This is a genomic window from Mycolicibacterium confluentis (assembly GCF_010729895.1).
Classification (GTDB): Bacteria; Actinomycetota; Actinomycetes; order Mycobacteriales; family Mycobacteriaceae; genus Mycobacterium; species Mycobacterium confluentis.
Genome location: NZ_AP022612.1, coordinates 4929943 through 4953905, shown reverse-complemented (window position 1 = coordinate 4953905; position 23963 = coordinate 4929943). Strand labels below are relative to the sequence as shown.

Below are 23963 nucleotides of genomic sequence, written 5' to 3'. Positions count from 1 at the left end.
CCTTACTTTCGCGGGGGCTGCGGCCGCATCAGAACCGACTGTGCGATCGCGCCGATCGCGCCCCGCTCGTCGTACAGCGTGCCCAGGGTCGCGCCCACACCGTCTGGCCCGTAACTGGTTTCGGCCCGAATGCCGGTCCACTCACCGTCCGGCACGCGGTGGATGTGCACCGTCAAATCGGTGTTGAGGAAGGTCCACTTCCGGATGTCGAGCTTGTTCCCCAGACCGTTGGCGCAGTCGGCGACCGAGAACAGCCGCTGCAGCGGCGTCATGGTCTCACCTTTGACCAGATCGGCCAGCGGCTTGAGCCAGGACATCCCGGGACCGTCGTTCAGCGGGCTGGTGAGCCAGCGCCAGTCGAGGCTGTGCACGTAGTTGCGGTCCCAGTCCTTGCGCATGTCCCGGGCTTCGGCCTGCGCCAACGGGGGGATCGGTTCAGCTGGGGCGTGCACGAGTGTCGCGGTGTCGAGCGTCTGCATCCGCCACCCCGTCGCCCGTGCGACTGCGCGGGGTTGGCCATCCGGTCCGACGCCGAGCATCTCCGCGCTGACCAGTTCGATCTGCTTGCCGGAGCGTTCGAGCCTGGAGGACACCCAGATCTCACCGTCGGCGGGGACCCCGCCCAGCAGGTCCACCACCACGCGCGTCAGCCTGGTGTCCTCTCGCTGCGCGCAGCGTTCCAGCGCACGGGACAACAGGGCCGACACCGGGGCGCCGTGCTGGATGCGGGCCGACCACGTGCTGCGCACCAGGTCGGTGCAGGTGAATCGTTCCCGCTGGCCGTCGACATCGACGAGTTCGTAATAGCTGTCCGACATCACGGTCTCCCCGCTCCGGGCACATCGACGGTCACGGTGTCGACGCGCGAGTCCTTGGTGCCGATCAGGCGTTCGGGATAGGCATCGGGGCTGGACAGCAGAAACAGCGTGCGCCGTTCCGGCCCGCCCAGGGCGCATGCGATCGCGGCGCGCCCCTCCATGTCGATGCTGTCGGTGACCTCGCCGCCCTCGACGATCCGATCGAACCGTCCTCCCAATGTCATCGCCGCCCACACGCCGCCGTCGGCGTCGAGTGCGATGCCGTCGGGTGCGGCGGTGAGACCGTCGGCGAAGATCCGCCGGTCGTGCAGGTTGCCGGCGAGGTCGATCCGGTAGGCCGTCAGCCGTCGGCCCAGCGATTCGGCGACGATCAGCGTGCCGCCGTCGGGCGTGATCACCATGCCGTTGGGGAAGTCGAGGCCGGCGGCGACGACGCGTGCGCTGCGGTCGCGGTCCACCCGAATGATCACTCCGCCAGACCGGGCCTGCGACCCCACGTAGGCGCGTCCGTGCTCGTCGATCACCAGATCGCCGAGGTTGGCGTGCGCCAGACGGGCGAGGTCGGCGAAACCGGTCAACTCCTCCCCGTCATAGTGCAGGAGCTGGCGTTTCTCGGTCGACGCCACCAGGAGGCAGCCGTCTGGGCAGAACCCCAGACCCGACGGCGCGTGGCCGGGAATGGGCACCGTCGTCATCGATCCGCAGAGGGTCACGGTGTGCACGGCCTCGCCCAGCATGTCGGAGAACCACAGCAGGCCTTCGAACCACCGTGGACCTTCACCGAAGCAGAATCCGTCGGCAATCTGGTTCACGAGATCACACCTTTACAAAACACGCGACAAGTGTCACGCTCGCAGGGTGTCACTGTCAACAGGCGTCTGCGCATGACGATGAAGAAGTACTACGGCCACACGCTGCTGTATCTGCACGAGACCATCGAGTTGGGATCGGGCAGCGCCGAGGAGTTCACCGGCGCATTCACCGAGATCTACCAGCCGATGATGGAATCGCTGGGGGCGCGGTTGTACTCGCTCTGGGAGAGCACGCCCTACAACGGGCACTGGCCGCAGGTCACCGTCATCTGGGAGATCGACGCGTTCGCCGACTATGCGCGGATCGGCCGAGCCCAGGCCCGCGGAGGCAGCCACGCCGACGCCGCAACGGCCTGGCAGAAGTTCCTGTCTGGCATCGGGGCCTCCGGTGAGGGCCGGATCATGTACGCGGGCAAGTACAACAGGACGCTGGCCCAACTGCGGGAGGCGAAGTTCTCGGCTGGCCTGGTGATCCAGGAGATCATGCAGACAAAACCGGGCCGGCAGGACGACTACATCCGCGAATTGGAACGCCTGTACGTGCCGTGGTCAGAGTCCACCGGCAAGCGCTGGCTGGGGTCGTTCATCACGACTTTCCGGTTCAACGAGGTCATCCACTACTGGGCGCTCGACGGCGACTGGGACTGCTTCGAGAACCACTATCCGTCGTGGAAGGACCAACCGCCCGCCGAGATCGTCACATGGATGAGTGTCGCGCCGGCGTTGCGCGACGGTTGGGAGGACTCGATCCTGTCCGCGCTGCCGCCCTCGCCCCTGAAATAGGCATGCGATGAATCAGCCCGTGCTGCAGGACTTCACCTACGATCCGTTTGACCCGGACGTGATGGCCGATCCGCTGCCCTACTACCGGGTGTTACGTGACCACCATCCCGTCTACTACATCCCCAAGTGGGACACCTACGCATTGTCGCGGTTCGAGGACATCTGGCAGGTGCTCGGACTGACCGACGGCACCTTTGTCGCCTCCGAGGGCACCCTGCCCGCCGCCAACGTGCTGAGCGAACACAACTCTGGGCCGGTCGCGGATCCGCCGTTGCACCCCATGCCGTTTCACGCCAATTTCGATTCGCCGATCTACGAGAACGTCCGGCGGTGCACCTCGGCCCAATTCCGCCCGCGGTCGGCGGCCAAGCTCGCCGACCGAATCCGAACGCTGGCCAACGAGCGCCTCGATGAACTGCTTCCCCGCGGCACATTCGACCTGACCCAGGACTACGGCGGGATTGTCGCGGCCGCGATGGTGTGCGAATTCGTAGGTCTGCCTGTAGATCTGGCCTCCGAGGTGCTGGCCACCGTCAATGCCGGCAGCCTCGCGCAACCCGGTGAAGGGGTCGAGGTCGGCAACGCGAGGCCCGGCTACCTGTCGTATCTGACGCCGATCGTCGAACAACGCCGCGCCGAAGGCGCTGACGGTTCCTGCCCGATCGCGGACAGCCTGATCAACTTCCGACTGCCCGACGGTTCGGCGTTCTCCGACATGGAGGCCGCGATCCAGATGCTGGGTGTGTTCATCGGCGGCACCGAGACGGTGCCGAAGATCACCGCATCGGGGCTGTGGCAGTTGGCGCAGCGCCCCGATCAACTGGCCGCGGTCCGCGCCGATCTCGAAGCCAACGTGCCGGTGGCCCGCGAAGAGATCATCCGGTACGCCGCTCCCGCGCAGTGGTTCGCCCGAACTGCGCGACGGCCGTACGCGATTCATGGTACGACGATCAACCCGGGCCAGCGCATCATCACGCTGTTGGGTTCGGCCGCCCGTGACGAACGCGAGTACAGCGACCCGGATCAGTTCATCTGGAACCGGCCGATCGAGCGTCTGCTGTCATTCGGGCGTGGCCAACACTTCTGCCTCGGTGTGCACGTCGCCCGTCTCGAGATCACGATCATGATCCAGGAGTTCCTCAAGCGGGTGGGCGACTACCGCATCATCGCCGAGTCGGCGTTGCGGCCGCCGTCGAGCTTTCAATGGGGCTGGAACAGCATCCCGGTGGAGGTCTGATGGTGTGGAGCTATCGACTGGTCGCGCCGTACGAATTCGAGCGCCTCGAACTGCCCGAACCGTCTCCCGAATCGCTTGGGCCGGACCAGGTGCTGTTGCGCTTCCTGGCCGCCGGAATCTGCGGCAGCGATCTGCCCGGGTTCCGCGGCGCGAAGGGCAAACTGCCGGGTGACACTGGCGCCAGCGCGGCCGAGATGATCGGATTCCCGATTCACGAGATCGTCGGCGAGGTGCTGGCCAGTAGGCACCCGGACCACCGAACCGGCGACCGAGTGGTCGGCTGGGCCTCGGGTTTCGACGGACTCAAGGGCGTCGTGGTGGCCGACGGCAACGGCTTGGCCGCCTACGACCCGGCATTGACCCCGGCGCTGGCGGTCGGCCTGCAACCGTTGGCGTGCGTGCTGTATGCGCTGGAACAGATTCCGGACATCGTCGGGCGTCACGTGGCGGTCATCGGACAGGGTTCGATCGGGCTGTTGTTCGCCTATGCGGCCAAGGCTTTGGGCGCGGGTCACGTCACGGGTGTGGACCCGATCGACCGGTCGGCCATCGGCCCGCGGTTCGGGGTGGACTCGATCGTGCGCGCCACCAGCGACCGATGGGTGAGTCACCTGGACCCGACGGCCAAGCCTGGCATTGTGATCGAGGCCGTCGGCCATCAGGTGGCCACACTGCAGCACGCGGTGGAGGCCACCGCACCCGGCGGCACCGTCTTCTACTTCGGTGTGCCCGATGACGACAGCTACCCCCTCTCGATGCGAACCATGCTGCGCAACAACCTCACCCTGAAGTCCGGGGTGACGCTCGACCGGGCCCGGGTGCTGCGGGCCGCGGATGCGTTCGCGCGCGAACATCGCGACCTCCTGCCCAACTACGTCACGCACACCTTCGGTGTCGACGAGGTGCAGGCCGCGTTCGAGTTGGCCGCGCGTCCTGACCCCACCCGGGTCAAGATCGCCATCGCCGGGTCGGAGGGCTGATTCGATGTCGAGCAGGATCGACGTGACGGTGGCAGAACGCTCGGTGGCATGGGGCGGTTGGGTGGTCGGCCCGACGTTCCTGGGACCCGAGGAGTTCGCTCGGACGGGGTATGACTACGTCGGATTCGACATGCAGCACGGCTATCTCAGCGATGCCGATGTCGCGTTGATGCTTCGCAGGCTCGAACACGTGCCGATCGCCACGGTCGTGCGGTTGCCGTCGACCGATCCCGCGCCCATTGGGCGGGTCCTCGACGCAGGTGCCGACGCCGTGGTGATCGCGATGGTGGAGACACCCGAACAGGCCGCGCAGGCCGTCGCGGCGACCAGGTATGCACCGGCGGGAGTACGCAGCTTCGGGCCACTGCGGGCCAGCCTGGGAATGGATGCCGCGGAGTTGGAGGCACGCGCAGGCGTGTTCGTGATGATCGAGACTGCGGCGGCGCTGCCGTTCGTCGATGAGATCTGTGCCGTGCCAGGCCTCACCGGTGTTTACGTGGGGCCGGCCGATCTGGCGATCTCGCTGGGACATGCCGTACCCGACATGTGGACCACCCCTGAGGTCACCGACGCGATTCGGTGCGTGGCCGCGGCGGCCAAGCGGGCCGGCGTGGTAGCCGGAATCCACGCAGGTGCCGGCAAGACCGGAAACATGATGGCTTCGTGGGGCTTTCAGATGATCACCTTGGCCTCCGAGTCGCAGGCACTGCGCCGGGGTGCGGCCGAGCATCTGCGTGAGGCGACGGGGAGTTCCGGCGACAACGGTGCGGGCGCGAAGGGATACAGCTGAGGTGACCGCGGTGACCGAGCACCGAGTCGGACCCGACCCGGCCGAGATCGCGCTGCTGCGTTCCTCGGTCCGCGAGTCACTCACAGCGCTGTTCCCGGGCCTTCCCGATGACGACTGGGCGCAGTCCTGGCCGGAGAGCTGGGACGTGCTGCGTGATCAGGGGCTGTGGTCCACCATCGATCCCCCGGACGGATCGCTCGCGATGGCCGTCGTAGTCGCCGAGGAACTCGGTCGCGCGCTGTACCCCGGGCCCGGCTGCGATGCGCTTGCGGCGGCGTCCGTCAATGTGGAACACGACCCTGCCGTCCTCGTGGGCCTCGGTGATCAGGCCGTACGGGTGCCGGCGGACACGATGCTGCTGATCGTCGACGAATCTGGGGTCTCGTCATGTCGCGCGGGAGAGGCCAGTGCCGAGGACGTTCCAGGACTGGACGTGACGCGGGTCTGGGTGCGCTACTCAAGCACCGCGGATCGGGTGGCAGGCGCCGAGGTGGCCGCACGCGCCCGCGCCGTGCGCGCGTTGCTGTACTGCGCCGACACCCTGGGATCGGTCCAGCAGGTCCTGGAGAAGACCGTCGAATACGCCAAGCAGCGCACCACATTCGGGGTGCCGATCGGCAAGTACCAGGCTGTCGCGCACCGCCTGGTCGATCATGAGGTCATGGTTCGTCAGCTTCGACTGACTTTGGCCGCGGCGGTTGCCGCACTCGACGGCGGGTCCGCGGACTGGGCCGCGCCGGTCACCGTCGCTCAGACACTCTTCTGGGGACGGGGTGCCGAAATCATCAGCGACTGCATCCAACTGTGCGGCGGCATCGGCTTCACCTGGGAGTGGGGTCACCACTTCCACCTGCGCCGCGTGGTGGCCAACGACGCCATCGCGTGCGGACCCGGACGTCCGCACCACCGTCTCGCCGAGGAGATGGGCTGGTGAGCGCCACCACGGTCGGCGTCGAGTACCGCGATCAGGTGCGGGCGTTCATCGCCGCCAACGCCCCCGCCGGACAGTGGTACGACGGCGTCCGTGTCCCTCGAGACACCGGAACCGAACGCGCGGTGCGGAACTGGTATGCGTCGTTGTTCGACGCGGGCTACATGGGCGGCTCCTGGCCGGTCGAGTACGGCGGCAGCACCGACCACCGGCCCGAATACGACGCGGTGGTCATGGAGGAGATCGTCCGGGCGCGCGCGCCCCGACCGATCGACCAGGTGATGCTTGCGGCCCACCTGATCGTCACCTTCGGCACTGCCTCGCAGAAGCGTCGGCACCTTCCGAGAATTCGTTCTGGACAAGATATCTGGTGCCAACTGCTCAGTGAGCCCGGCGTGGGAAGCGACCTCGCGCGATTGAGCACGAAGGCGATCCGACAGGAGGACGGGACGTTCCGCGTCGACGGCCAGAAGGTGTGGACCACCGACGGTCAGTGGTCCCAGATGGGCGTCCTGCTGGCGAGGACCGATCCGCAGGCAGCCAAACCTCATGCGGGCCTGACGATGTTCGTCGTCGACATGTCCACACCCGGAATCGACGTGCGACCCATCCGCGAGATGATGGGCTCCGACGAATTCTGCGAGGTCTACTTCGACGGCGCGGTGCTTCCGGCTGACAGCGTGCTCGGCGAGGTGAACCAGGGTTGGTCCGTCGCCAATTCAGGTCTGGCCTCAGAGCGGGCCTATGTTGGTGCCAACACCGTGATGCTCGAACTGCTCTTCGATGACCTCGTGGAACTCGCCAGGTGCGTGGAGCTTTCGGACGGTCCCGGTATCGGTGACCCCGTCGTCCGCACCGAACTGGCCGACTTCAAGGCGCGGGTCACCGCGGTGCAGCACATCGCACAGGATGCTGTCGCCAAGGTCAGCGCAGGCACCGACACGCCGACCGACGGCATGATCGCCAAACTGCTGTACACCGAACTCAACGTTGCCCTCTGCCGCTACGCCATGACTTTGGCCAACGCGGGACGCCTGACCGAAGCGGGACATGTCGTGCACCGCCGTTGGCAGCAGGCCTTCCTGTGGTCCCGCGCCCTCACCATCTCGGGGGGGTCCTCCGAGATCGTGCACAACGTGCTGGCCACGCAACTCCTCGGACTCCCCAGGTCCTGGTGAAAGGAACGAGATGACCTCTGACCGCGAGGCGATCGGCGACCTGATCGCCGACTACGCGCTGGCCCTCGACACCGACGACATCGAGGGCTGCGTCGGGCTGTTCACGGAGGACTCCGAGTATCTTGTGTTCGGCAAGACTCTCGTGGGACCTGAGCGCGTGCGAAAGATGTTCACCCGTGCGCCGCGTGGCATGCATCTGACGGGGGTGTCCCGGGTTCGGATCGACGGCGACTCCGCCACCGCCACGACACAGGTGCTCTTCGTCGACGCCGCCAGTCACTCCATGCGTCCCGCCCTGTACGACGACGACCTCGTAAAGGTGGACGGACGCTGGCGGTTCCGTCGCCGCCGATGTCAGTTCCTCACGCCAGACGGCCTTTCCGACTCACCGCAGGACCAGCAGTGACGGCCTCCGGGCCTGTCGCTCTCGTCACCGGCGCCGCCCGCGGGCAAGGTGCGGCGATCGCCGCGCGCCTGGTCCGGGATGGGTTCAGGGTGGCCGCGTGTGATGTCTCGAGCGACGAACTCACCGCCAGTGTCGCAGGACTCGACGGTGTGATCGCTGTGGAGTTGGACGTCACCTCCGAGTCCCAGTGGCAGGACGCGGTGTCGCGGACCGTGTCGTCGTTCGGTTCTTTGACGGCGTTGGTGAACAACGCCGGTGTGCTGCAACGTGCGTCGTTGTCAGACGAGACCGCCGAAGGATTCGAACGTGCGTGGCGAGTCAACTGTCTGGGCCCGTTCCTGGGCATTCAGGCGTGCCTGCCCGCGTTGCGTGAGGCCTCTGGTGCGGCAATCGTCAACACCTGCAGCACGGGCGCTGTCCGCGCCTTCCCGAACCATGCTGCCTATGGGTCCTCGAAGTGGGGCCTGCGCGGACTGACCCAGATCACCGCCGCCGAGTTGGCCTCCGACGGTATCCGGGTCAATGCCGTGCTGCCGGGCCCGGTGCAGACTCCGATGCTCGACGAACGCACGCAGGCCAGGCTCGCTGAATCGGGCCGGCTGGGCACCCCGGGTGAGATCGCCGACGCAGTGGCCTTCCTGCTCTCCGAGCAGGCGTCGTTCATCACCGGTTCAGAACTCGTCGTCGACGGCGGCCAGACACTGCGGATTGGATGACACTGTGGCCAAGAGTCTTTCGGTGGGAATCATCGGCGCCGGCCCGGGCGGGCTGGCCCTCGGAGTGTTCCTGAAGAAGGCGGGGTTCAAGGACTTCACGATCTTCGACCGCGAGGACGGTGTCGGCGGCACCTGGCGAACCAACACCTACCCCGGTCTGGCGTGCGACGTGAAATCGCACCTGTACTCGTTCTCCTTCGATCTGAACGCCGACTGGACCCGGCTGTGGGCCGGTCAGCCAGAGATCCTGCGGTACTTCGAGGAATGCACCCGGCGACACCGCCTGGACGCGCACCTGCGGTTGAACACGGACATCGTGTCGGCCTCATGGGACGGCGATACCAAGACCTGGCAGCTCACCACGGCCACCGGCGAGCAGCACACGTTCGACGTGGTGGTGTCGGCGGTGGGGGTGTTCAATCAGCCACTCACCCCCGAGTTCGTGGAGGAGGAGCCGTTTTCGGGCACGGTGATGCACACCGCGCAGTGGGATCACTCGGTCAGCCTGGCCGGTGCGCGCGTCGCGGTGTTGGGCACCGGATCCACTGCGTCGCAGGTGCTTCCTGAGATCGCGAAGGAGGCCGCACACGTGTACTCCGTGCAGCGCTCGCCCACATGGATCCTGCCCAAGCCCGACCGCCCGTACACCGATCGCGAGCGATGGTTGTTCAAGTACGTGCCGTTGGCCAAGCGGATCTACCGAACCAGGCTCTGGCTGCGCAGCGAGAAGAACATCTCGGTGATCGAGCACGGCAGCGATAAGACGCAGGAGTTCAAGGCCATTGCCTTGAAGCAGTTGGAGGCCCTCATTCCGGACGCTGACCTGCGTGAGCGGCTGACACCGGATCATCCGCTCGGGTGTAAGCGGTTGGTGTTCGCCACCGACTACCTGCAGACTTTGGCGGGCGCCAACGTCGAGGTCGTGTCCTCGCCAGCGCGGGCGCTGCGGTCCAGGACTCTGGTCACCGAGGACGGCACCGAACTCGACGTCGACGTGGTGGTCTGTGCGACGGGGTACGCCGTCGCGGACTATCTGGGTCAGATCGAGGTGCGCGGCGAGGGCGGGGTCTCGTTGCACGACACTTGGCGCGACGGCGCCTACGCATACATGGGTATGGCGGTGCCAGGGTTCCCGAACTTCTTCATGCTCTACGGACCCAACACCAACGTGGGTTCCAACAGCGTGATCTTCGTGCTGGAGGCTCAGGCCCGTTACATCGTGCAGGCTCTCAAACGAATGCGGCGCAGGGGCGAGTCCTATGTGGCCGTGCGACGTTCTGCGACCGCCGACTACATCGCCAAGATCGATCGCTGGATGGTCGGCACAGTGTGGACGACGCGGTGCAGCAACTACTTTCGAGCCGCCAACGGTCGAGTGGTCACGCAGTGGCCTCGAAGTGCTCGGGTGTTCTGGGCCATGACCCGGCGATTCCGTCCGGGTGATTACAGCTTCGAGCCTTCGGCTATTCCCGACGTGCGGCCCATCGTCGTCTCGTCGCATTCGGCGGCGCTCTCGTGATCTCGCGATTGGCGCCCTCGTTGCGACCGTTCGCCGAGTTCCGCACCAACCTGGCACCCGAAGTGCTCGAAACGGTGCGTGCCTCGCTGGACTCGCGTCGGCGTGAGATCGCCGAGTTGCTTGAGACCCCGGGGGTTGCCGTCGTCGACGACGTGGTGGCCGTCGATGGCGGTCGCGTGGTACCCATTCGGATCTACCGTGGTGGGCATGATTCCGCCCCCGCGGTGCTGTACTGCCATGGTGGGGCGTTCGTCCTGGGCAACCTTGACACCGATCATCGGCAGTGTGCCGAGTTTGCGCGCCTTGCTGAGTGCACGGTGATTTCGGTCGACTACCGGTTGGCCCCCGAGAATCCCTTCCCGGCCGGATTCGACGATGCGGCAGCGGTGTTGGGCTGGTTGGTTGAGAACGCGACGGCGCTGGGTGTGGATGCCGACCGCATCGCGGTGGCTGGCAGCAGCGCTGGTGGGGCGCTAGCTGCCCGGTTGGCGCAGTGCTCTGCGGCCGGTTCCCTTCCGCCGATTGTGTTCCAGCTGCTCCACCAGCCCGTGCTCGATGACCGGCCGAGTCCGTCCAAGGAGGAGTTCACCACCACGCCGGGGTTTGACGGGGTTGCCGCACAACAGATGTGGAAGCACTATGTGCCTTCGGGGTCGGTGTCTGTCGCAGCGGCGCCAGCGCGGTCGGAGTCGCTTGATGGGCTTGTGCCAGCGCTGATCACCTGTTCGGAACTCGACCCATTGCGGGACGAGGCCATCGACTACGCGCTGCGGTTGATGTGGTCCGGTGTGAGTGTGGAGTTGCATGTCTTCCCGGGCACGTGCCACGGGTTTGACTCTCTGGTGCCGCAGTGGGAGGTCAGCAGACAGTTGTTTGACCTCCAGGGTGCGGCGCTGAGGACGGCGTTGCACGGGGTGTGAACGTTGCGCGGGGTGTGAAGTGGTGCGGCGCTGGGGGCGGTGCTGCTCGGTGGGCGCGTGCTGCTCCTGGGAGGTGGGTGTCTGAAATGCCCGCCTATGAGCGAATTTGGCCGGGAGGGTAAATCCCTTCTGGCCCTTTGGTTTCTCCAGCCACATCGGGACATGTTTTGTCGGTGGACCGAACTAGTGTTCGAATATGACCTCGGTGGCCGACCTGCTCTCAGAGCTTGAGGCCGTCCACGCCCGCCTCGCCGCCGCGTCCGTCGATGGCCTCTCCGCACTGCAGGTGCTGACGGTGATGGAACGCCTACAGAAGGTGGGTTGGTCCGACGCGGCCGTCGACCACAAACTCGTTGCACGCCTGCAGGAGTGCGGGCCCGAGGAACTCGGCGGCGACAAGGTCACCAAAGTCCTGACACACCGGTTACGGATCCCCGCCGAAGAGGCCCGCCAGCGCGTCGCCGACGCCGCAGTGTTGAGTCCGCGGCACGCTCTCACCGGTGAGGTGTTGGAACCGGTGATGCCCCACGTCGCCGCCGCCGTCGCTGAGGGCCGGGTGGGGCCCGCACATGTGAAGAGCTGCCGGGAGTTCTTCAAGGCGTTGCCTGATCATGTGGATCTCAGCGCCCGGGTTGAGGCCGAGAAGTTGGCCGCCGAACACGCCTCCACCCTGGGGGTGCCCGACTTTCGAGCCGCGCTGAATCGGATGCTGTTGTGGTTGGATCCCGATGGGTCGTTCAACGACGCCGACATCCAACGCCGCCGCGGCCTCACCTTCGGCAAACAGGGTGCTGACGGGCTCATCCGAGTCAGTGGACACCTCACCCCCGAAGCCTGGGCGGTCTGGGAGCCGGTGATGGCCAAGAACGCCGCCCCCGGGATGTGCAACCCCGACGACGAGAACCCGTGTGTCACCGGCAGGCCCACCGAGGAACAGATCAAGGCCGATCACCGCACCAAAGCTCAACGCCAGCACGACGCTCTGCTCGCCGGCGGCCGGACGATCCTGGCGTCGAAGAAGCTCGGGAAACTCAACGGCCTCCCGGTCACGGTGGTGGTGACGACAACCTTGAAGGAGTTGCAGTCCGGGGCGGGGTTCGGGATCACTGGCGGCGGGTCTCTGCTGCCGATGCGTGACCTGATCCGGATGGCCTCCCACGCCTTCCACTACCTGTCGGTGTTCGACGATGACGGGCAGGCGTTGTATCTGGGGCGGGCGAAGCGGATCGCCACCCCCGCCCAGCGCCTGGTGCTGTTCTCCAAGGAGCGTGGCTGCTCCGCCCCCGGGTGCACCGCCTCGTTCTACCAATGCCAGGTCCATCACGCCGCCCAAGACTGGATCGAGGGCGGAGAAACCAACGTCAACGAACTCACGTTGGCCTGCGGGACCGACAACCGCAAAGTCGGCCCAGAACCTGAGAAATGGACCACGCGGATCCGCGATGACGGCCGCTGCGAATGGATCCCCCCACCGCACCTCGACAACGGTGGACCACGGGTCAACGACCACCACCACCCCGAAAACCTCCTCAACCCCTACCAGGAGGGCAATGAAGGGCGGCCCGGGTCACCCCAACCGGGAGCCGATGACCCCGACGGCAACTGAGCCGCCGGGGCACCCGGGGCGGCCCGGCGCAGTCGAGGCCGTCCGAGCCGGGCTTCGGCGGGAGTTGAGGGGGCGCGACCGCAACTAACGCAGTCGAGGCGCGTAGAGGGTGCGCAGGTGCCGGCGCTCGTCGGCGAGGTCGCGGCGGATGATCTTGCCGCTGGCGGTGCGGGGGAACTCCCCGTCCCACGCCACGACTTGCTCGGGGAGCTTCCAGCGGGCTAGGCCGGTGGCGAGCAGGGCATCGACCACGTCGTCAAAGCTCAGGTCGGAGGCAACAGAAGCGCGAACCGCCAGCGCCACACGCTCACCTGTCACGGGGTCGGGGACGGCGAAGGCCGCGCACTCACCGAGAACTGCTGCTGCGGCATCGATCTCGGCCAGCGACATCTTCAACCCCTTACGCGCAGCGACATCCTTGAGGCGTCCGGTGATTCGGACACGGCCACCGGCAACCTCAGCTTGGTCCCCGGTGCGCACCCACCCGTCGCAGAAGGCATTCACATTGTCCGCGGGATTGAGGTATCCGTGGAACTGATGCGGCCCGCGAATCAACAGCTCGTCGGGTCCCTCAGCGCGGACGGACACATCGACACCAGGTAGAGGTGCGCCGTCATGACCGGAATCGTCATTGAACTCGGTGGCAGTCGAGAACGGCACCTCAGAGGAGCCGTAGACCCGCACATAACCGACGTTCAACCGCTCGGCGGCCGAAAGCACAGCCGGGCCGATCATCGTCCCGCCCAGCGCAATACAGCGCAGCGGCAACCTCGTGATCCCGCGGTGGTCACACTCGGCGAAGATCGTCTCGGAAATGATCGGCGCCCCACCGATGACGCTGACTCCATGCCGCAGCACGGACTCCAACGCGTCCTCGGGTGAAAACCTCTCCGCCAGTAGGACACCCGCGTGCGCCATGAGCGCCGACTCGATCTGGAGAACGCCGGTGATGCTCGCCAGCGGGCTGGACAACAGGAAGGTGTCGCCCGCCTGCAGGTCCAAAGTATCGACCATGTTCTGGGTGCCGCAGCGCAGGCTGTTCAGGGTGTGCAGCACGCCGCGCGGCGCACTCGTGGTGCCAGAGGTGAACAGCACCAGGTTCGGTGTGTCGGGGTCGAGGAGAACATCGTCGGGCCCGAGGTGAAGCTCGGAGGGATTAGAGGGATGGGAAGAGTCAGGGGGATCGGAAGAGTCAGGGGGATCGGAGGAATGAGAGGGATCGGAAGGCTCAGAGGGGCCGGAAGGATCCGAGGGATCGGAAGGCTCAGAGGGGCCGGAAGGATCCGAGGGATCAGAGGAGCTCCCTGCCAGAAGGATTCGCTCCACCGGCAGCACCTGGCCGTACGTCGAGAGGCTCAATCTCTCGGCATCCGCGTCGTACGCCAGGATCACGCGCGCCGGCAGGGACGTGCACGCGGCGGCCACATCGGCCGCGCCCGCCCTGCGGTCCACCAATACCGTGACGCACCCCGCCAGCCGACTGCCGAGCATCGCCGCCACCGCACCAATGCGCAGCGGTGTCAGCACGAGGACAGAATCCCCTGGACGGACCCCGGCGTGCACCAACGCTGCGCGGACGCGGTCGGCCAACCCCGCCAACTCAGCATGGCTGCACGTGCCCGTGTCGTCGATCAGAGCGGTGCGGTCTCCTCCACTGGCCAGTTCCGCGAGGTGCCGGCCCACCGACTGCGCCTCACGCCAGCGGCCTTCGGCGCGAAACCGTGCGGCATCGGCCGGTGAGGGAGGGTGTGTCGCGCGCAATCAGACCTCAGCCGACCGCCGGTACCGCCGCGAGTTCCCGGGCGATGGCATCGTGGTAACGGTCGATGTATGCCGGATTCACCACGCGGAAAAGCCGATCCGGGAGCGGGGAATCACGGTAGGCCTCGATCGTCATGGTCCGGGTGAACAGCGTGTCCGGCCCAGGCTGAGTGAAGTGGTACTGCACCGTGATGCGGCCCTCGACGCCACCGTTGCCGTCTCGGTCGTGGCCCAGTCGTCCCACCGAGGTGAACATCCACAGCTTCGGCCGCGTCGCCATCGCGAGGTGCCAGGTGTAGATCTGGCCGCCGTCGGCGCCGGCCTCCTCCCAGGTGTCGCCCACCTTCAGCGGGAGATCGTCGAGGTTGCCGACGTAGTTGCTGCCGGGATAGGTCTTGGTCCAGTTCGCCGGATTGGTGACGAAGTCGTACACCACCTCGGGCGGGTACGGGAATGTGGTCGACGACGTGGTGGTGACTACGCCCACTGAAGATGTCCTTCCTGGTTCGGTTCGACGATGTTGAGTTCGGCCACCCGGCGCAGCACAACGTCGGCTCGCGGTGGGGGAATGAACTGCAGGACAATATGATCGGCACCTGCCACGCGGTGCTGCTCGATTCGCTCGCGTAACTCGGACGATGTGTCGGGAACCGCGAGAGCATCGATCAACCGGTCGTCGACGGCTTCCAACTCGTCCGGGGAGAATCCGAATCGTGCCAGATTGCGTCGATAGTTCGGCATTCCCAGGCACAGGCCGAAGTACTCGCGGATCGGTTCGCGCCACTCGGCTTCTGCTGCCCCGATGCAGACCAGTTGGGTCGGTGCGAGCCAAGCGGTTTCGCCCACAGCGGCGCGCGAGGCCGCGGTGTGCTCGACGGGGGAGAAGTAGCTGTGCACGCCGGCGGTCAGGTGCGCGCCGAGTTCGGTCATGCGGGGCCCGAGGGCGCCAAGGAATATCGGCGGCAGGGTGCGTCGTCGCGCGACGGCCGTCATGTCGGCCAGGTAGGTCCGCATCGTCTCGAGCGGCGCACGGTAATTGTGGCCGCGCGATTCAGTGAGATGCCGGTGACTGACGCCGAGACCGAGCACGAACCGGCCGGGGAACGCCTCGTGCAGCGTGCTGGCCGCCGCGACCATGGCCTCGGGGTCGCGGGCATGGATCGTGGCCACGCCGAGGGCGACCGTCAACCGTGAGGTCGCGCCCAGATACAGTGCCGCGCGCACGAACGGGTCGACCCCGCTGTACTCCTGCAGCCAGATTGTGGTGATCCCCGCGGCCTCAAGCTCGCGCGCGCCGGCCACCGCATCGGCGGCGGGGAGTCGATCGAGGAACCCGGCCCATAAGCCAAGCCCACGCGGCAGCGATGAAGTCACCGAGAAAGCTTTACAGAGCGACGTTAAAATGTCACGTCATTGGTTGGCGAACCACGATGACCAGCGCCGCACCGTAATGGCGATGACCGGGCCGTCGAGCGAGACGGTGCGGTACTGAGGGTATTTCGCCCGCAGCAGGTCGCGGCCGTGGTGGGCGGCCGCGTCCGCGCTGTGCAGTGCGGCAATCCCGTCGACGCGCACCCACCACAGCGTCGACCACTCCTCGTCGTAGTGGTCGACCAGCACGCTCACCCCAGGGTTGCGTTCGATGTTCGCCAGTCGACGCAGGCGGGTGGTCGACTTCGGCTTGCCGTCGACCGCGGTGTAGACGATGTCGCCGTCGACCGCGAACACCACGGGGACCACATGCGGCAGACCCTCGGCCGTTACGGTTGCCAGGCGTGCGATCCGGGCGCCGGCGAACCGGCGGAGGGCATCGTCGGAGATCGCCTCGGGCACCTCACCAGGGTAGGTACCGTGAGCCGATGCAGATCAGCATCTTGGACTATCCGGCCCGCGCCAAGGGGCAGACGATCGTCGACGCCTTCGTCGAGCAGACCGCCCAACTGCACGCCGAAGGCTTCAGCCGGATGTGGTGCTCGCAGATGCCCTACGAGCGGGACCTGCTGACGGTCCTGGCGGTGGCCTTCCGCGAGGTCGACGGGATCGAGATCGGCACCGGTGTGCTGCCGATCCAGAACCAGCACCCCATGCTGATGGCACAGCGCGCGCTGACCCTCAACCTGATCGCGGGCGGGCGGTTCATCCTCGGACTGGGCATGACGCACCGGGTGGTGACCGAAGGCATGTGGGGCATCCCCTGGGACAAGCCGATTCGGCGCATCAGCGAGTACCTCGATGGTCTGCTGCCCCTGCTGGCCGGACAGGGTGCGGACGCGGTCGGCGAGACGGTCACGACCCGCGGGGCACTGGTCATCCCGGACGCGACACCACCGGCGGTCTACCTGGCAGCACTGGGACCGCAGATGCTCAAGGTCGCGGGGCGTCGTCTCGCGGGCACGATGACCTGGATGACCGGGCCCCGCACGCTCGCCGAGCACGTCGGGCCGGTCCTGCGTGCGGCGGCCGCCGAGGCTGGTCGCGAATCGGAGGTGAGCGTGGTCGCCTCGCTGCCGATCAGCGTGACCGATGACGCCGACAAGGCGCGTTCGGTGGCAGCTGAGCAGTTCGCGACGTACGGGCACCTGCCCTCATACCGCGCGATGCTGGACCGTGAGGGGTATGCCGGCCCGGAGGACGCCGCGCTCATCGGCGACGAGGACGTGGTCATCGACCGCCTCAATGGGCTGCGGGACGCGGGAGTCGACGAGTTCGTCGCCGCGACGTTCGACCCCGATCCGGAGGGTCGGGCCAGGACTCGGGCGCTGCTGCGGCGTTGGGCCGGCTGAGCTGAGCTGAGGCGCTGGCGCGGGGGACCGGCGGGCCGGCTCAGCTGAGGCGCTGCTGCGGCGGGGGACCGGACGGGCCGGTTGAGCTGAGGCGCTGCTGCGGCGGGGGACCGGAGCGCGGGTCCGGCTGAGCCGACCTGGGGTCGGGTGACCCTCGGCACGGGATCTTCGGTGCCGGACAACCTAGCCCGCGGCGCGGGCCCGGTTCACCAGATCCACTGTCGCCGCACGCATCTCGTCGGGTGCATGCAGCGGCTCGGGATAGCCGATCCTGGTGTAGGCCACTCCGCGCGGCGTGGTGACCTTGAGGTCGAGCCCGTAACGGTCCGCGCCCGTGCACACCGCGGTGTCGGTGTCCGGATAGCCGCCGAGAGCCCGCGCGATCAGCGCCAGGGAGGCGGCGTGGTCGGCGTTGAGGTGCGCGATCGCGCCCCCGGCGTGCGGTGCGACGGGATCCGGTTCGGCCAGTGAATAGTCCTGTCCAGCAGCCGAATCCATTCGACCGTAGCCGCCGACCCACCGCACGCGCTGCACGCGCAGCACCCAGAGGGCGAAGTCGCTGTAGTCGACGTAGTACTTGGCGGCCGGGACGGCGGCGATGTGGGCGTCGCGTGCCGCGTCGCGTTCGGCGTCGGTGGGCTTCTCGACGACGCCTGCCAGCGTCACTCGTGCGTTGGCGAGGGGGTCGGATTCGGTGGCCGCGGCCACGATCGCGATGCTGGCGCGCGGGTCGCCGGCGAGGTTGCGGCCATGTTCGGCCATGTTCGACACACACAGCACGGGTGCGCCGTCCAGCAGGCCGTACGTGACGAACGAGGCCCACGGGTCGCCCGACTCGGTGAGGCTCGCCAGCGTGCCGGTGTTGGTGGACGCGACGATCGTGCGGGCCTCCTCGGCCGCCGACGGGCGGGTCGAGTTGGCGATGGAAGTCAGCGGTGGCGGAACAGACGGCGCGTCGCCGGGGTCGCCATGGTCGCGAGTGGCCATGGCCGCACGATACGTCACCCCGGCGGCTGGCCCTCCTCGACGGCGGCCCGGCCGGCGTTGTAACCGGGGATGAAGGTGATACCCGGACCGCCATGGCACCCGGCGCCGCCGAGGTAGAGGCCCGCCACCCCGAGCGGTTGATCGAGAAATCCGGTGGGTCCGGGCCGGTTCGGCCCGATCTGATCGGAGTGCAGGAGGCCGTGGCAGTAGTCGCCGCCGGGCGCGCCGAACATCGTGCCCATGTGCTTGGGCGTGAACGTGGTGTGCCGAATGACCGACTTCTCGAAATTGGGGGCGATGCGGGTGATCTTGTCGATCACTCGTTGACCCATTTCGGCCTTCAACTCGCCGTAACTGGCGTCGTGCTCCTCGATGGGGAACCACAGCGAGAACGCCGAAGCCGCGTGCCGGCCCGCGGGCGCGAGGTCGGGGTCGTGCACCGACGGAATCTGCAGTGCGATCGCGGGATCGGCGGGCACGATGCCGCGCCTGCTGTCCTCCCACTGCTGCTGCAGTTCCTCGGGGGTGCTGAATAAGCCTATGGCGGATTGCATTTCGGGATCGTTGAGGATCTCGTAGGGTTCCGCGAACCGGGGGATCTCCTCGAGCGCGAAATGCATCTGCAGATAGCTGCCGCGGTGGTCGATGCGGGTGAACCGCTCCCGCACCTCTGGTGCGACGGCCGCGGAGTCGACCAGGGTGTTCACGGTCAGGTCCGGAGCCAGGCTCGAGATCACCACCGGCGCAGACAGCACCTCACCGTGCTCGGTGCGCACTCCCGTGACCCGACCGTCGCGCACCAGGATCTCGTCGACCCGGTTGCGCAGCCTCAACTGCCCGCCCGCGTCCTCGAAGAGTTGCCGCAGATGCGTGGTGAGCGCCCCAATGCCGCCGCGCAACTTCTTCATCAGCGCCGCGTTCTCGTCGGGCACCGCCAGGCCGTACGCCAAGGCTGCCGCGGTGCCCGGGACTGCGGGGCCGCGATAGGTGGTGTTGACCGCGAGGAAGGCCAACATTCCGCGCAGCGCGCCGTGCTTCTCCTTGTCGGGAAGGTGGCGGTCCAGCACGTCGGTGACTGACGCGAACAGCACGTCGTTGATTGCCGCGTGCTCATTGGCGTTGCTCGCGCAGGCGAACATCTCGTCGAAGGTCTTGGGCTTCTGCCCCGCGTCGAAGCGTCCGAGTGCGCGCGTGGGCGCCAGGCTCCACGCCATCAGGCCGGCCATCCCGTTGACGGCGTCGGCGCCGTGGACTTCGTTGAGATGGGTCAGGAGCTTCATGGGGTCGGTGTAATAGATGACGGGATCGTCGCCGACGCCGCGCAGCGACACTGACATCACGTCGAGGTCGACGGTGGGCAGGGTGTCCAGGCCCAGTTCGCGGCTCACCGCCAGCGACGTGGGGAACTGCAGTGACCCGGCGATCTCGAACTGGTAACCGTCGAAGAGTTCGACGGTGGAGGCCATGCCGCCGGCGTACAGCTTGGCGTCCAGGCACACGGTGCGGCGCCCGGACTGCGCGAGCAGCGTGGCCGCCGTCAGGCCGTTGTGTCCCGCGCCGATCACGATCGCGTCGAATTCCGAGAGTTGTTCGGACACGGTTCACCCCTCCGCGTGCAAGTTTTGTCAATTATGACAAAACAAGGGGTGCCAGGATGCCGGTTTCCAGAGATGTCACGGCGGTTTGGCACATTCGGGACAACTCATCCAGCGAAGGGGCGCCTGGGCCGCTCTGCAGCATCCACACCTCCATCGCGCCGAACACCGCGGCGGCGATGCAGCGCGCGGCCACCGAGATGTGCAGCCTGGCGTCCGCCACCTGCTCGAACGTCGCGGCATGGGTGCGGGTCAGGCGGGCCTCGACGGCCTCTGCGAATTCGGCCTCAACCTGGCGAATGTGACGAATGATGCGATTGGGATCCACCTCGGCGGTGCGCAGTTCGGCGATCTTTCTGACGGCCGCGTCATCGAACGGAAATGCATGAATGGCGGCCTGCACCGAATCCATCACCGGTTCGTCGGCGGGACGGGCCAGCAACGCCGTGCGGAACCATTGCAGTCCTGCGTCATAGCCGACGAAATGCAGATCGTGTTTTGAGTCGAAATGCCGATAGAACGTCCGCAGCGAAACTCCGGCATCGGCCGCGATCTGCTCGGCGGACGTCTCCTCGACGCCCTGCGCCATGAAACGCACCAGCGCGGCCTGCCGCAACGCCTCACGCGTGCGTTCGCTTCGGGCTGTTTGCGCAGGTCGGGGCATCCGGCCACGCTAACCGCCGCGCCTGGGAATGTCACGACCGGCGCGCTCGAAGGCGGGACGACGCGCCGTAGAACAGGTGCTTTCGACTATCGAATCGAGGAGTCGCCCTGTAGGGTCACCGGGCGAGGGGAACTATGCATCAGTGCGCAGACGTAATGAAATGGTCGTTGACCGCGATGAATAGATCGTCGACCGCTTTGCGGTACGGCGGGAACTACACGACGGCGACAACTGCGTCGTACACACAGATTGGCTGGATACAAGTATGAAATTCGTTCAGAACCTGCGTGGGAAATGGGCCCGCCGGATTGGCGTTGCCGCCGTCGCGACGGCCGCGTTGCCCGGCTTGATCGGTATCGCCGGACAGTCGGCGACCTCAGGTGCTTTCTCCCGTCCGGGACTGCCCGTCGAGTACCTCGACGTGCCGTCGCCCTCGATGGGCAAGAACATCCGGATTCAGTTCCAGAGCGGCGGCGAGAACTCGCCCGCCGTGTACCTGCTTGACGGCCTGCGGGCGCAGGACGACTACAACGGCTGGGACATCAACACGCAGGCCTTCGAGTGGTACCTGGACTCCGGGCTGTCGATCGTGATGCCCGTCGGCGGTCAGTCCAGCTTCTATTCCGACTGGTACGCACCGGCCCGCAACAAGGGACCGACGCAGACCTACAAGTGGGAGACCTTCCTGACCTCGGAGCTTCCGCAGTGGCTGTCCGCCAACCGCGGCGTGCGCTCCACCAACAACGCAGCGGTCGGCCTGTCGATGGCCGGTTCGGCCTCGCTGACGCTGGCGATCTGGCATCCCAACCAGTTCACCTACGCGGGCTCGATGTCGGGCTTCCTGAACCCGTCCGAGGGCTGGTGGCCCTTCCTGATCAACATCTCGATGGGTGACGCCGGCGGCTTCAAGGCCGACGACATGTGGGGCAAGACCGAAGACCCCAACAGCGCCTGGAAGCGCAACGACCCGATGGTCAACATCGACCGCCTCGTGGCCAACAACACCCGCATCTGGATCTACTGCGGTAACGGCACACCCAACGAACTGGGCGGCGGCGACCTGCCGGCCACCTTCCTCGAGGGTCTGACCATTCGCACCAACATCACCTTCCGCGACAACTACATCGCCGCGGGCGGCCACAACGGTGTGTTCAACTTCCCGGAGAACGGCACGCACAACTGGGCGTACTGGGGCCGGGAGCTGCAGGCCATGAAGCCCGATCTGCAGGCTCACCTGCTCTGATCGTGAGCTGACCAGACACGGAATCCCCCAACGCACAGTTGGGGGATTTCGTGTCTGTGGTCCCGTTGCCCTTGTGCAACGGGACCTTTCGCGCGAACATGTCGGTTTCAGTTCAAGCAGTGGAAAACCCCGCGACACCACCCGGTCTCGTGCTCGTTGGAAGGTTTGGGTCATGACGACACCTCGGCACCTCGGCGCATTCGCCGCGACGGCGGCCTCTGTGCTGACGCTGGGGCTGGCCTCCTGTGCACCCCCCGAGCGCAAGGCCGAGGACGGTGGCGCGTCGGAGGCGACCTCGGCGGCGGATTTCGGCGGTATGGAGAAGCTGATCGAGGCGGCCCAGGCCGAGGGTGAGCTCAACGTCATCGCGCTCCCGCCGGACTGGGCCAACTACGGCGCGATCATCAAGGCCTTCAGCGACAAGTACGGGATCAAGGTGAATTCGGCTCAGCCGGAGGCCTCGTCGCAGGAGGAGATCAACGCGGCGATCCAGCAGAAGGGCAAGAGCACCGCGCCCGACGTCTTCGATCTGGGTCAGGCGGTCGCACTGGCCAACACGTCGATGTTCGCGCCCTACAAGGTGACGCACTTCGACCAGATCCAACCCGGGATGAAGGATCCCGACGGCAGATGGGTCAACGACTACGGCGGGTTCATGTCGATCGGCTACGACTCGGCGGTGCTTCCCGAGATCACCGCGATCGACGACCTGCTCGACCCGGAGTTCAAGGGCAAGGTCGCCCTCAACGGCGATCCCACCCAGGCCGGTGCCGCATTCTCCGGTGTTCTGATGGTGGCCCTGTCGCAGGGCGGGTCCGCAGACGACATCGCACCCGGCGTCGAGTTCTTCGGCAAGCTCAAGGAGATCGGGAACTTCCTGCCGGTCGACCCGACACCCGCGACCATCGAGTCCGGGCAGACCCCGGTGGTCATCGACTGGAACTACCTCAACGGCGCTGTGAGCGAGAAGAAGCCGACGTGGCGCATCTTCGTGCCCAACGATGCCGCCGTGGCGGGTTACTACCACCAGGCGATCAACGCCGACGCGCCGCATCCCGCGGCAGCGCGGCTGTGGCAGGAGTTCCTCTTCAGTGACGAGGGGCAGAATCTGTTCGCGGCCAGCGGGGTTCGGCCCGTTCGCGCAGACGCGATGATTTTCGCCACCACATTCGACCCCAAGGCGTTCGACCGGTTGCCGGCCATCGACGGTCCGGTCACGGTGCCGACCAAGGAACAGACCGATGTCGCGGCGAAGTACCTGGCGGAGAACTGGGCCAAGGCAATTGGCTGACGTCGTCGACGCCCCCCGGGTCGCGCGACGCCTGCGGGATGCGTTGGTGCTGCTGCCGTTTCTGGTGTTCGTCGGGATTTTCCTGATCATCCCCACCGTCACGGTGGTCGTCAGCGCGTTCTACCTCGACGGCACCTTCTCGTTCGAGCGCGTCGGCGCACTCTTCTCGGCGACGGCGTTGACGGCGTTGTGGCGCAGCATCGTCCTGTCCGCCGCGACGGCCGTGATCGGCGCGGTCTTCGGTGCCGCATTGGCCGGATTGTTCGTGGGCAGGCCCGTCGAGTCGACGCTGCGTCGGGTGGTGTTGGCGTTGTCCAGCGTGCTGGCCCAATTCGGTGGTGTCGCGCTGGCTTTCGCGTTCCTGGCGACGATCGGCCTCAACGGCGTCCTGACGGTGTGGGCCGCCGAGCACTTGGGGTTGGACCTGGCCGGTGACGGATGGTTGTACAGCCTGCCCGGTCTGATCCTGGTGTACACGTACTTTCAGATCCCGCTCATGGTCATCGTCTTCCTGCCCGCCCTCGAGGGCCTTCGCGCGCAGTGGCGCGAAGCCGCCGTCAGCCTGGGCGCCACGCCGTGGCAGTACTGGCGGGAAGTGGGCTTCCCACTGTTGGCGCCGGCGTTCTTCGGATCGATGCTGCTGTTGTTCGCCAACGCCTTTGCGGCGTACGCGACCGCAGCCGCTCTGGTCAGCCAGGGCAGCCCGATCGTGCCGCTGTTGATCAGGTCGGCGCTCACCAGCGAGGTCGTCCTGGGGCAGGAGGGCTTCGCCTACGCGCTCGCACTGGAGATGATCGTCGTCGTCGCAGTGGTGATGATCGGCTATCACGTGCTGACGCGGCGGACCGCGAGGTGGCTGCAGTGAAGCCGAAGATCCAAGGCTTCACGGTATTTCGAGCCGTGCTGGTGGCGGCGTTCGCCCTGTTCTTCTTCTTTCCTCTGT

At 66.7% G+C, this 23963-nt stretch carries 24 protein-coding genes; 15 read left to right on the top strand and 9 right to left on the bottom strand.

Annotated elements, in window-relative coordinates:
- Positions 1 to 2 precede the first annotated feature (2 nt).
- A complete protein-coding gene (locus tag G6N34_RS23360; protein WP_085151910.1) occupies positions 3 to 818 on the bottom strand; it encodes a thioesterase family protein in 816 nt (271 codons plus the stop codon).
- Positions 818 to 1630, bottom strand: a complete 813-nt coding sequence (locus G6N34_RS23355; protein ID WP_085151909.1) for an SMP-30/gluconolactonase/LRE family protein — start codon at positions 1628 to 1630, stop codon at positions 818 to 820. The genes G6N34_RS23360 and G6N34_RS23355 overlap by 1 nt, the downstream gene beginning before the upstream one ends.
- A gap of 78 nt (positions 1631 to 1708) precedes the next feature.
- Between G6N34_RS23355 and G6N34_RS23350 the strand changes: the two genes are divergently transcribed.
- The 11 genes from G6N34_RS23350 (at position 1709) to G6N34_RS23300 (ending at position 12696) form a co-directional block, all read left to right on the top strand.
- The gene (locus G6N34_RS23350; RefSeq protein ID WP_179965849.1) at positions 1709 to 2413 is read left to right on the top strand and encodes an NIPSNAP family protein; all 705 of its coding nucleotides are present in this window, start codon (positions 1709 to 1711) and stop codon (positions 2411 to 2413) included.
- A gap of 7 nt (positions 2414 to 2420) precedes the next feature.
- A complete protein-coding gene (locus tag G6N34_RS23345; RefSeq protein ID WP_085151907.1) occupies positions 2421 to 3650 on the top strand; it encodes a cytochrome P450 in 1230 nt (409 codons plus the stop codon).
- Between the two features lie 2 nt (positions 3651 to 3652).
- The gene (locus tag G6N34_RS23340) at positions 3653 to 4630 is read left to right on the top strand and encodes a zinc-binding dehydrogenase (RefSeq protein WP_085152189.1); all 978 of its coding nucleotides are present in this window, start codon (positions 3653 to 3655) and stop codon (positions 4628 to 4630) included.
- A 4-nt stretch (positions 4631 to 4634) separates the two neighbouring features.
- A complete protein-coding gene (locus G6N34_RS23335) occupies positions 4635 to 5420 on the top strand; it encodes an HpcH/HpaI aldolase family protein (protein WP_085151906.1) in 786 nt (261 codons plus the stop codon).
- 10 nt (positions 5421 to 5430) lie between these two features.
- Positions 5431 to 6354, top strand: a complete 924-nt coding sequence (locus G6N34_RS23330) for an acyl-CoA dehydrogenase family protein (protein WP_133057760.1) — start codon at positions 5431 to 5433, stop codon at positions 6352 to 6354.
- Positions 6351 to 7529: an acyl-CoA dehydrogenase family protein gene (locus G6N34_RS23325; protein ID WP_085151904.1), complete on the top strand. Its 1179-nt coding sequence runs from the start codon at positions 6351 to 6353 to the stop codon at positions 7527 to 7529. Before G6N34_RS23330 ends, G6N34_RS23325 begins: the two co-directional genes overlap by 4 nt.
- 10 nt (positions 7530 to 7539) lie before the next feature.
- Positions 7540 to 7935, top strand: coding sequence for a nuclear transport factor 2 family protein (locus G6N34_RS23320; protein WP_085151903.1), 396 nt, complete (start codon positions 7540 to 7542; stop codon positions 7933 to 7935).
- Positions 7932 to 8651, top strand: a complete 720-nt coding sequence (locus G6N34_RS28145; RefSeq protein WP_163645484.1) for an SDR family NAD(P)-dependent oxidoreductase — start codon at positions 7932 to 7934, stop codon at positions 8649 to 8651. The genes G6N34_RS23320 and G6N34_RS28145 overlap by 4 nt, the downstream gene beginning before the upstream one ends.
- Before the next feature lie 4 nt (positions 8652 to 8655).
- Positions 8656 to 10170, top strand: coding sequence for a flavin-containing monooxygenase (locus G6N34_RS23310; RefSeq protein ID WP_085151901.1), 1515 nt, complete (start codon positions 8656 to 8658; stop codon positions 10168 to 10170).
- Complete coding sequence (locus G6N34_RS23305) at positions 10167 to 11090, top strand: alpha/beta hydrolase (protein WP_085151900.1); 924 nt, start codon at positions 10167 to 10169, stop codon at positions 11088 to 11090. The genes G6N34_RS23310 and G6N34_RS23305 overlap by 4 nt, the downstream gene beginning before the upstream one ends.
- A 196-nt stretch (positions 11091 to 11286) precedes the next feature.
- Positions 11287 to 12696: an HNH endonuclease signature motif containing protein gene (locus G6N34_RS23300; protein WP_163645482.1), complete on the top strand. Its 1410-nt coding sequence runs from the start codon at positions 11287 to 11289 to the stop codon at positions 12694 to 12696.
- Between the two features lie 84 nt (positions 12697 to 12780).
- Here G6N34_RS23300 and G6N34_RS23295 read toward each other — a convergent pair whose 3' ends face one another.
- The 4 genes from G6N34_RS23295 to G6N34_RS23280 all read right to left on the bottom strand — a co-directional run bounded on the left by G6N34_RS23295 (position 12781) and on the right by G6N34_RS23280 (position 16290).
- Complete coding sequence (locus G6N34_RS23295; protein ID WP_163645480.1) at positions 12781 to 14379, bottom strand: class I adenylate-forming enzyme family protein; 1599 nt, start codon at positions 14377 to 14379, stop codon at positions 12781 to 12783.
- An 85-nt stretch (positions 14380 to 14464) separates the two neighbouring features.
- Positions 14465 to 14944: an SRPBCC family protein gene (locus tag G6N34_RS23290; RefSeq protein ID WP_085151440.1), complete on the bottom strand. Its 480-nt coding sequence runs from the start codon at positions 14942 to 14944 to the stop codon at positions 14465 to 14467.
- A complete protein-coding gene (locus G6N34_RS23285; protein ID WP_085151439.1) occupies positions 14935 to 15831 on the bottom strand; it encodes an LLM class flavin-dependent oxidoreductase in 897 nt (298 codons plus the stop codon). Before G6N34_RS23285 ends, G6N34_RS23290 begins: the two co-directional genes overlap by 10 nt.
- Positions 15832 to 15867: 36 nt before the next feature.
- The gene (locus tag G6N34_RS23280; protein WP_234812852.1) at positions 15868 to 16290 is read right to left on the bottom strand and encodes a TIGR03668 family PPOX class F420-dependent oxidoreductase; all 423 of its coding nucleotides are present in this window, start codon (positions 16288 to 16290) and stop codon (positions 15868 to 15870) included.
- Positions 16291 to 16316: 26 nt separating this feature from the next.
- Between G6N34_RS23280 and G6N34_RS23275 the strand changes: the two genes are divergently transcribed.
- A complete protein-coding gene (locus tag G6N34_RS23275) occupies positions 16317 to 17240 on the top strand; it encodes a TIGR03564 family F420-dependent LLM class oxidoreductase (protein ID WP_085151438.1) in 924 nt (307 codons plus the stop codon).
- Positions 17241 to 17423: 183 nt separating this feature from the next.
- Here the strand turns inward: G6N34_RS23275 and G6N34_RS23270 are convergent, their stop codons facing one another.
- Genes G6N34_RS23270 through G6N34_RS23260 form a run of 3 tightly spaced genes read right to left on the bottom strand, consistent with a single transcriptional unit; the run spans position 17424 to position 20486 of the window.
- On the bottom strand, positions 17424 to 18227 hold the full coding sequence (locus tag G6N34_RS23270; protein ID WP_085151437.1) for a HugZ family pyridoxamine 5'-phosphate oxidase: 804 nt from the start codon (positions 18225 to 18227) through the stop codon (positions 17424 to 17426).
- A 14-nt stretch (positions 18228 to 18241) separates the two neighbouring features.
- Entirely contained in the window at positions 18242 to 19825 is a 1584-nt protein-coding gene (locus tag G6N34_RS23265) for a phytoene desaturase family protein (protein ID WP_085151436.1), read from the bottom strand.
- A 31-nt stretch (positions 19826 to 19856) separates the two neighbouring features.
- Complete coding sequence (locus tag G6N34_RS23260) at positions 19857 to 20486, bottom strand: TetR/AcrR family transcriptional regulator (protein ID WP_085151435.1); 630 nt, start codon at positions 20484 to 20486, stop codon at positions 19857 to 19859.
- A 265-nt stretch (positions 20487 to 20751) separates the two neighbouring features.
- Between G6N34_RS23260 and G6N34_RS23255 the strand changes: the two genes are divergently transcribed.
- The 3 genes from G6N34_RS23255 to G6N34_RS23245 all read left to right on the top strand — a co-directional run bounded on the left by G6N34_RS23255 (position 20752) and on the right by G6N34_RS23245 (position 23885).
- Positions 20752 to 21729, top strand: coding sequence for an esterase family protein (locus G6N34_RS23255; protein WP_085151434.1), 978 nt, complete (start codon positions 20752 to 20754; stop codon positions 21727 to 21729).
- A gap of 172 nt (positions 21730 to 21901) precedes the next feature.
- Positions 21902 to 23020, top strand: coding sequence for an ABC transporter substrate-binding protein (locus G6N34_RS23250; protein ID WP_085151433.1), 1119 nt, complete (start codon positions 21902 to 21904; stop codon positions 23018 to 23020).
- Positions 23013 to 23885 (top strand): ABC transporter permease, encoded by an 873-nt coding sequence (locus G6N34_RS23245; protein WP_234812851.1) that lies wholly within the window; start codon positions 23013 to 23015, stop codon positions 23883 to 23885. The genes G6N34_RS23250 and G6N34_RS23245 overlap by 8 nt, the downstream gene beginning before the upstream one ends.
- Positions 23886 to 23963: the final 78 nt, after the last annotated feature.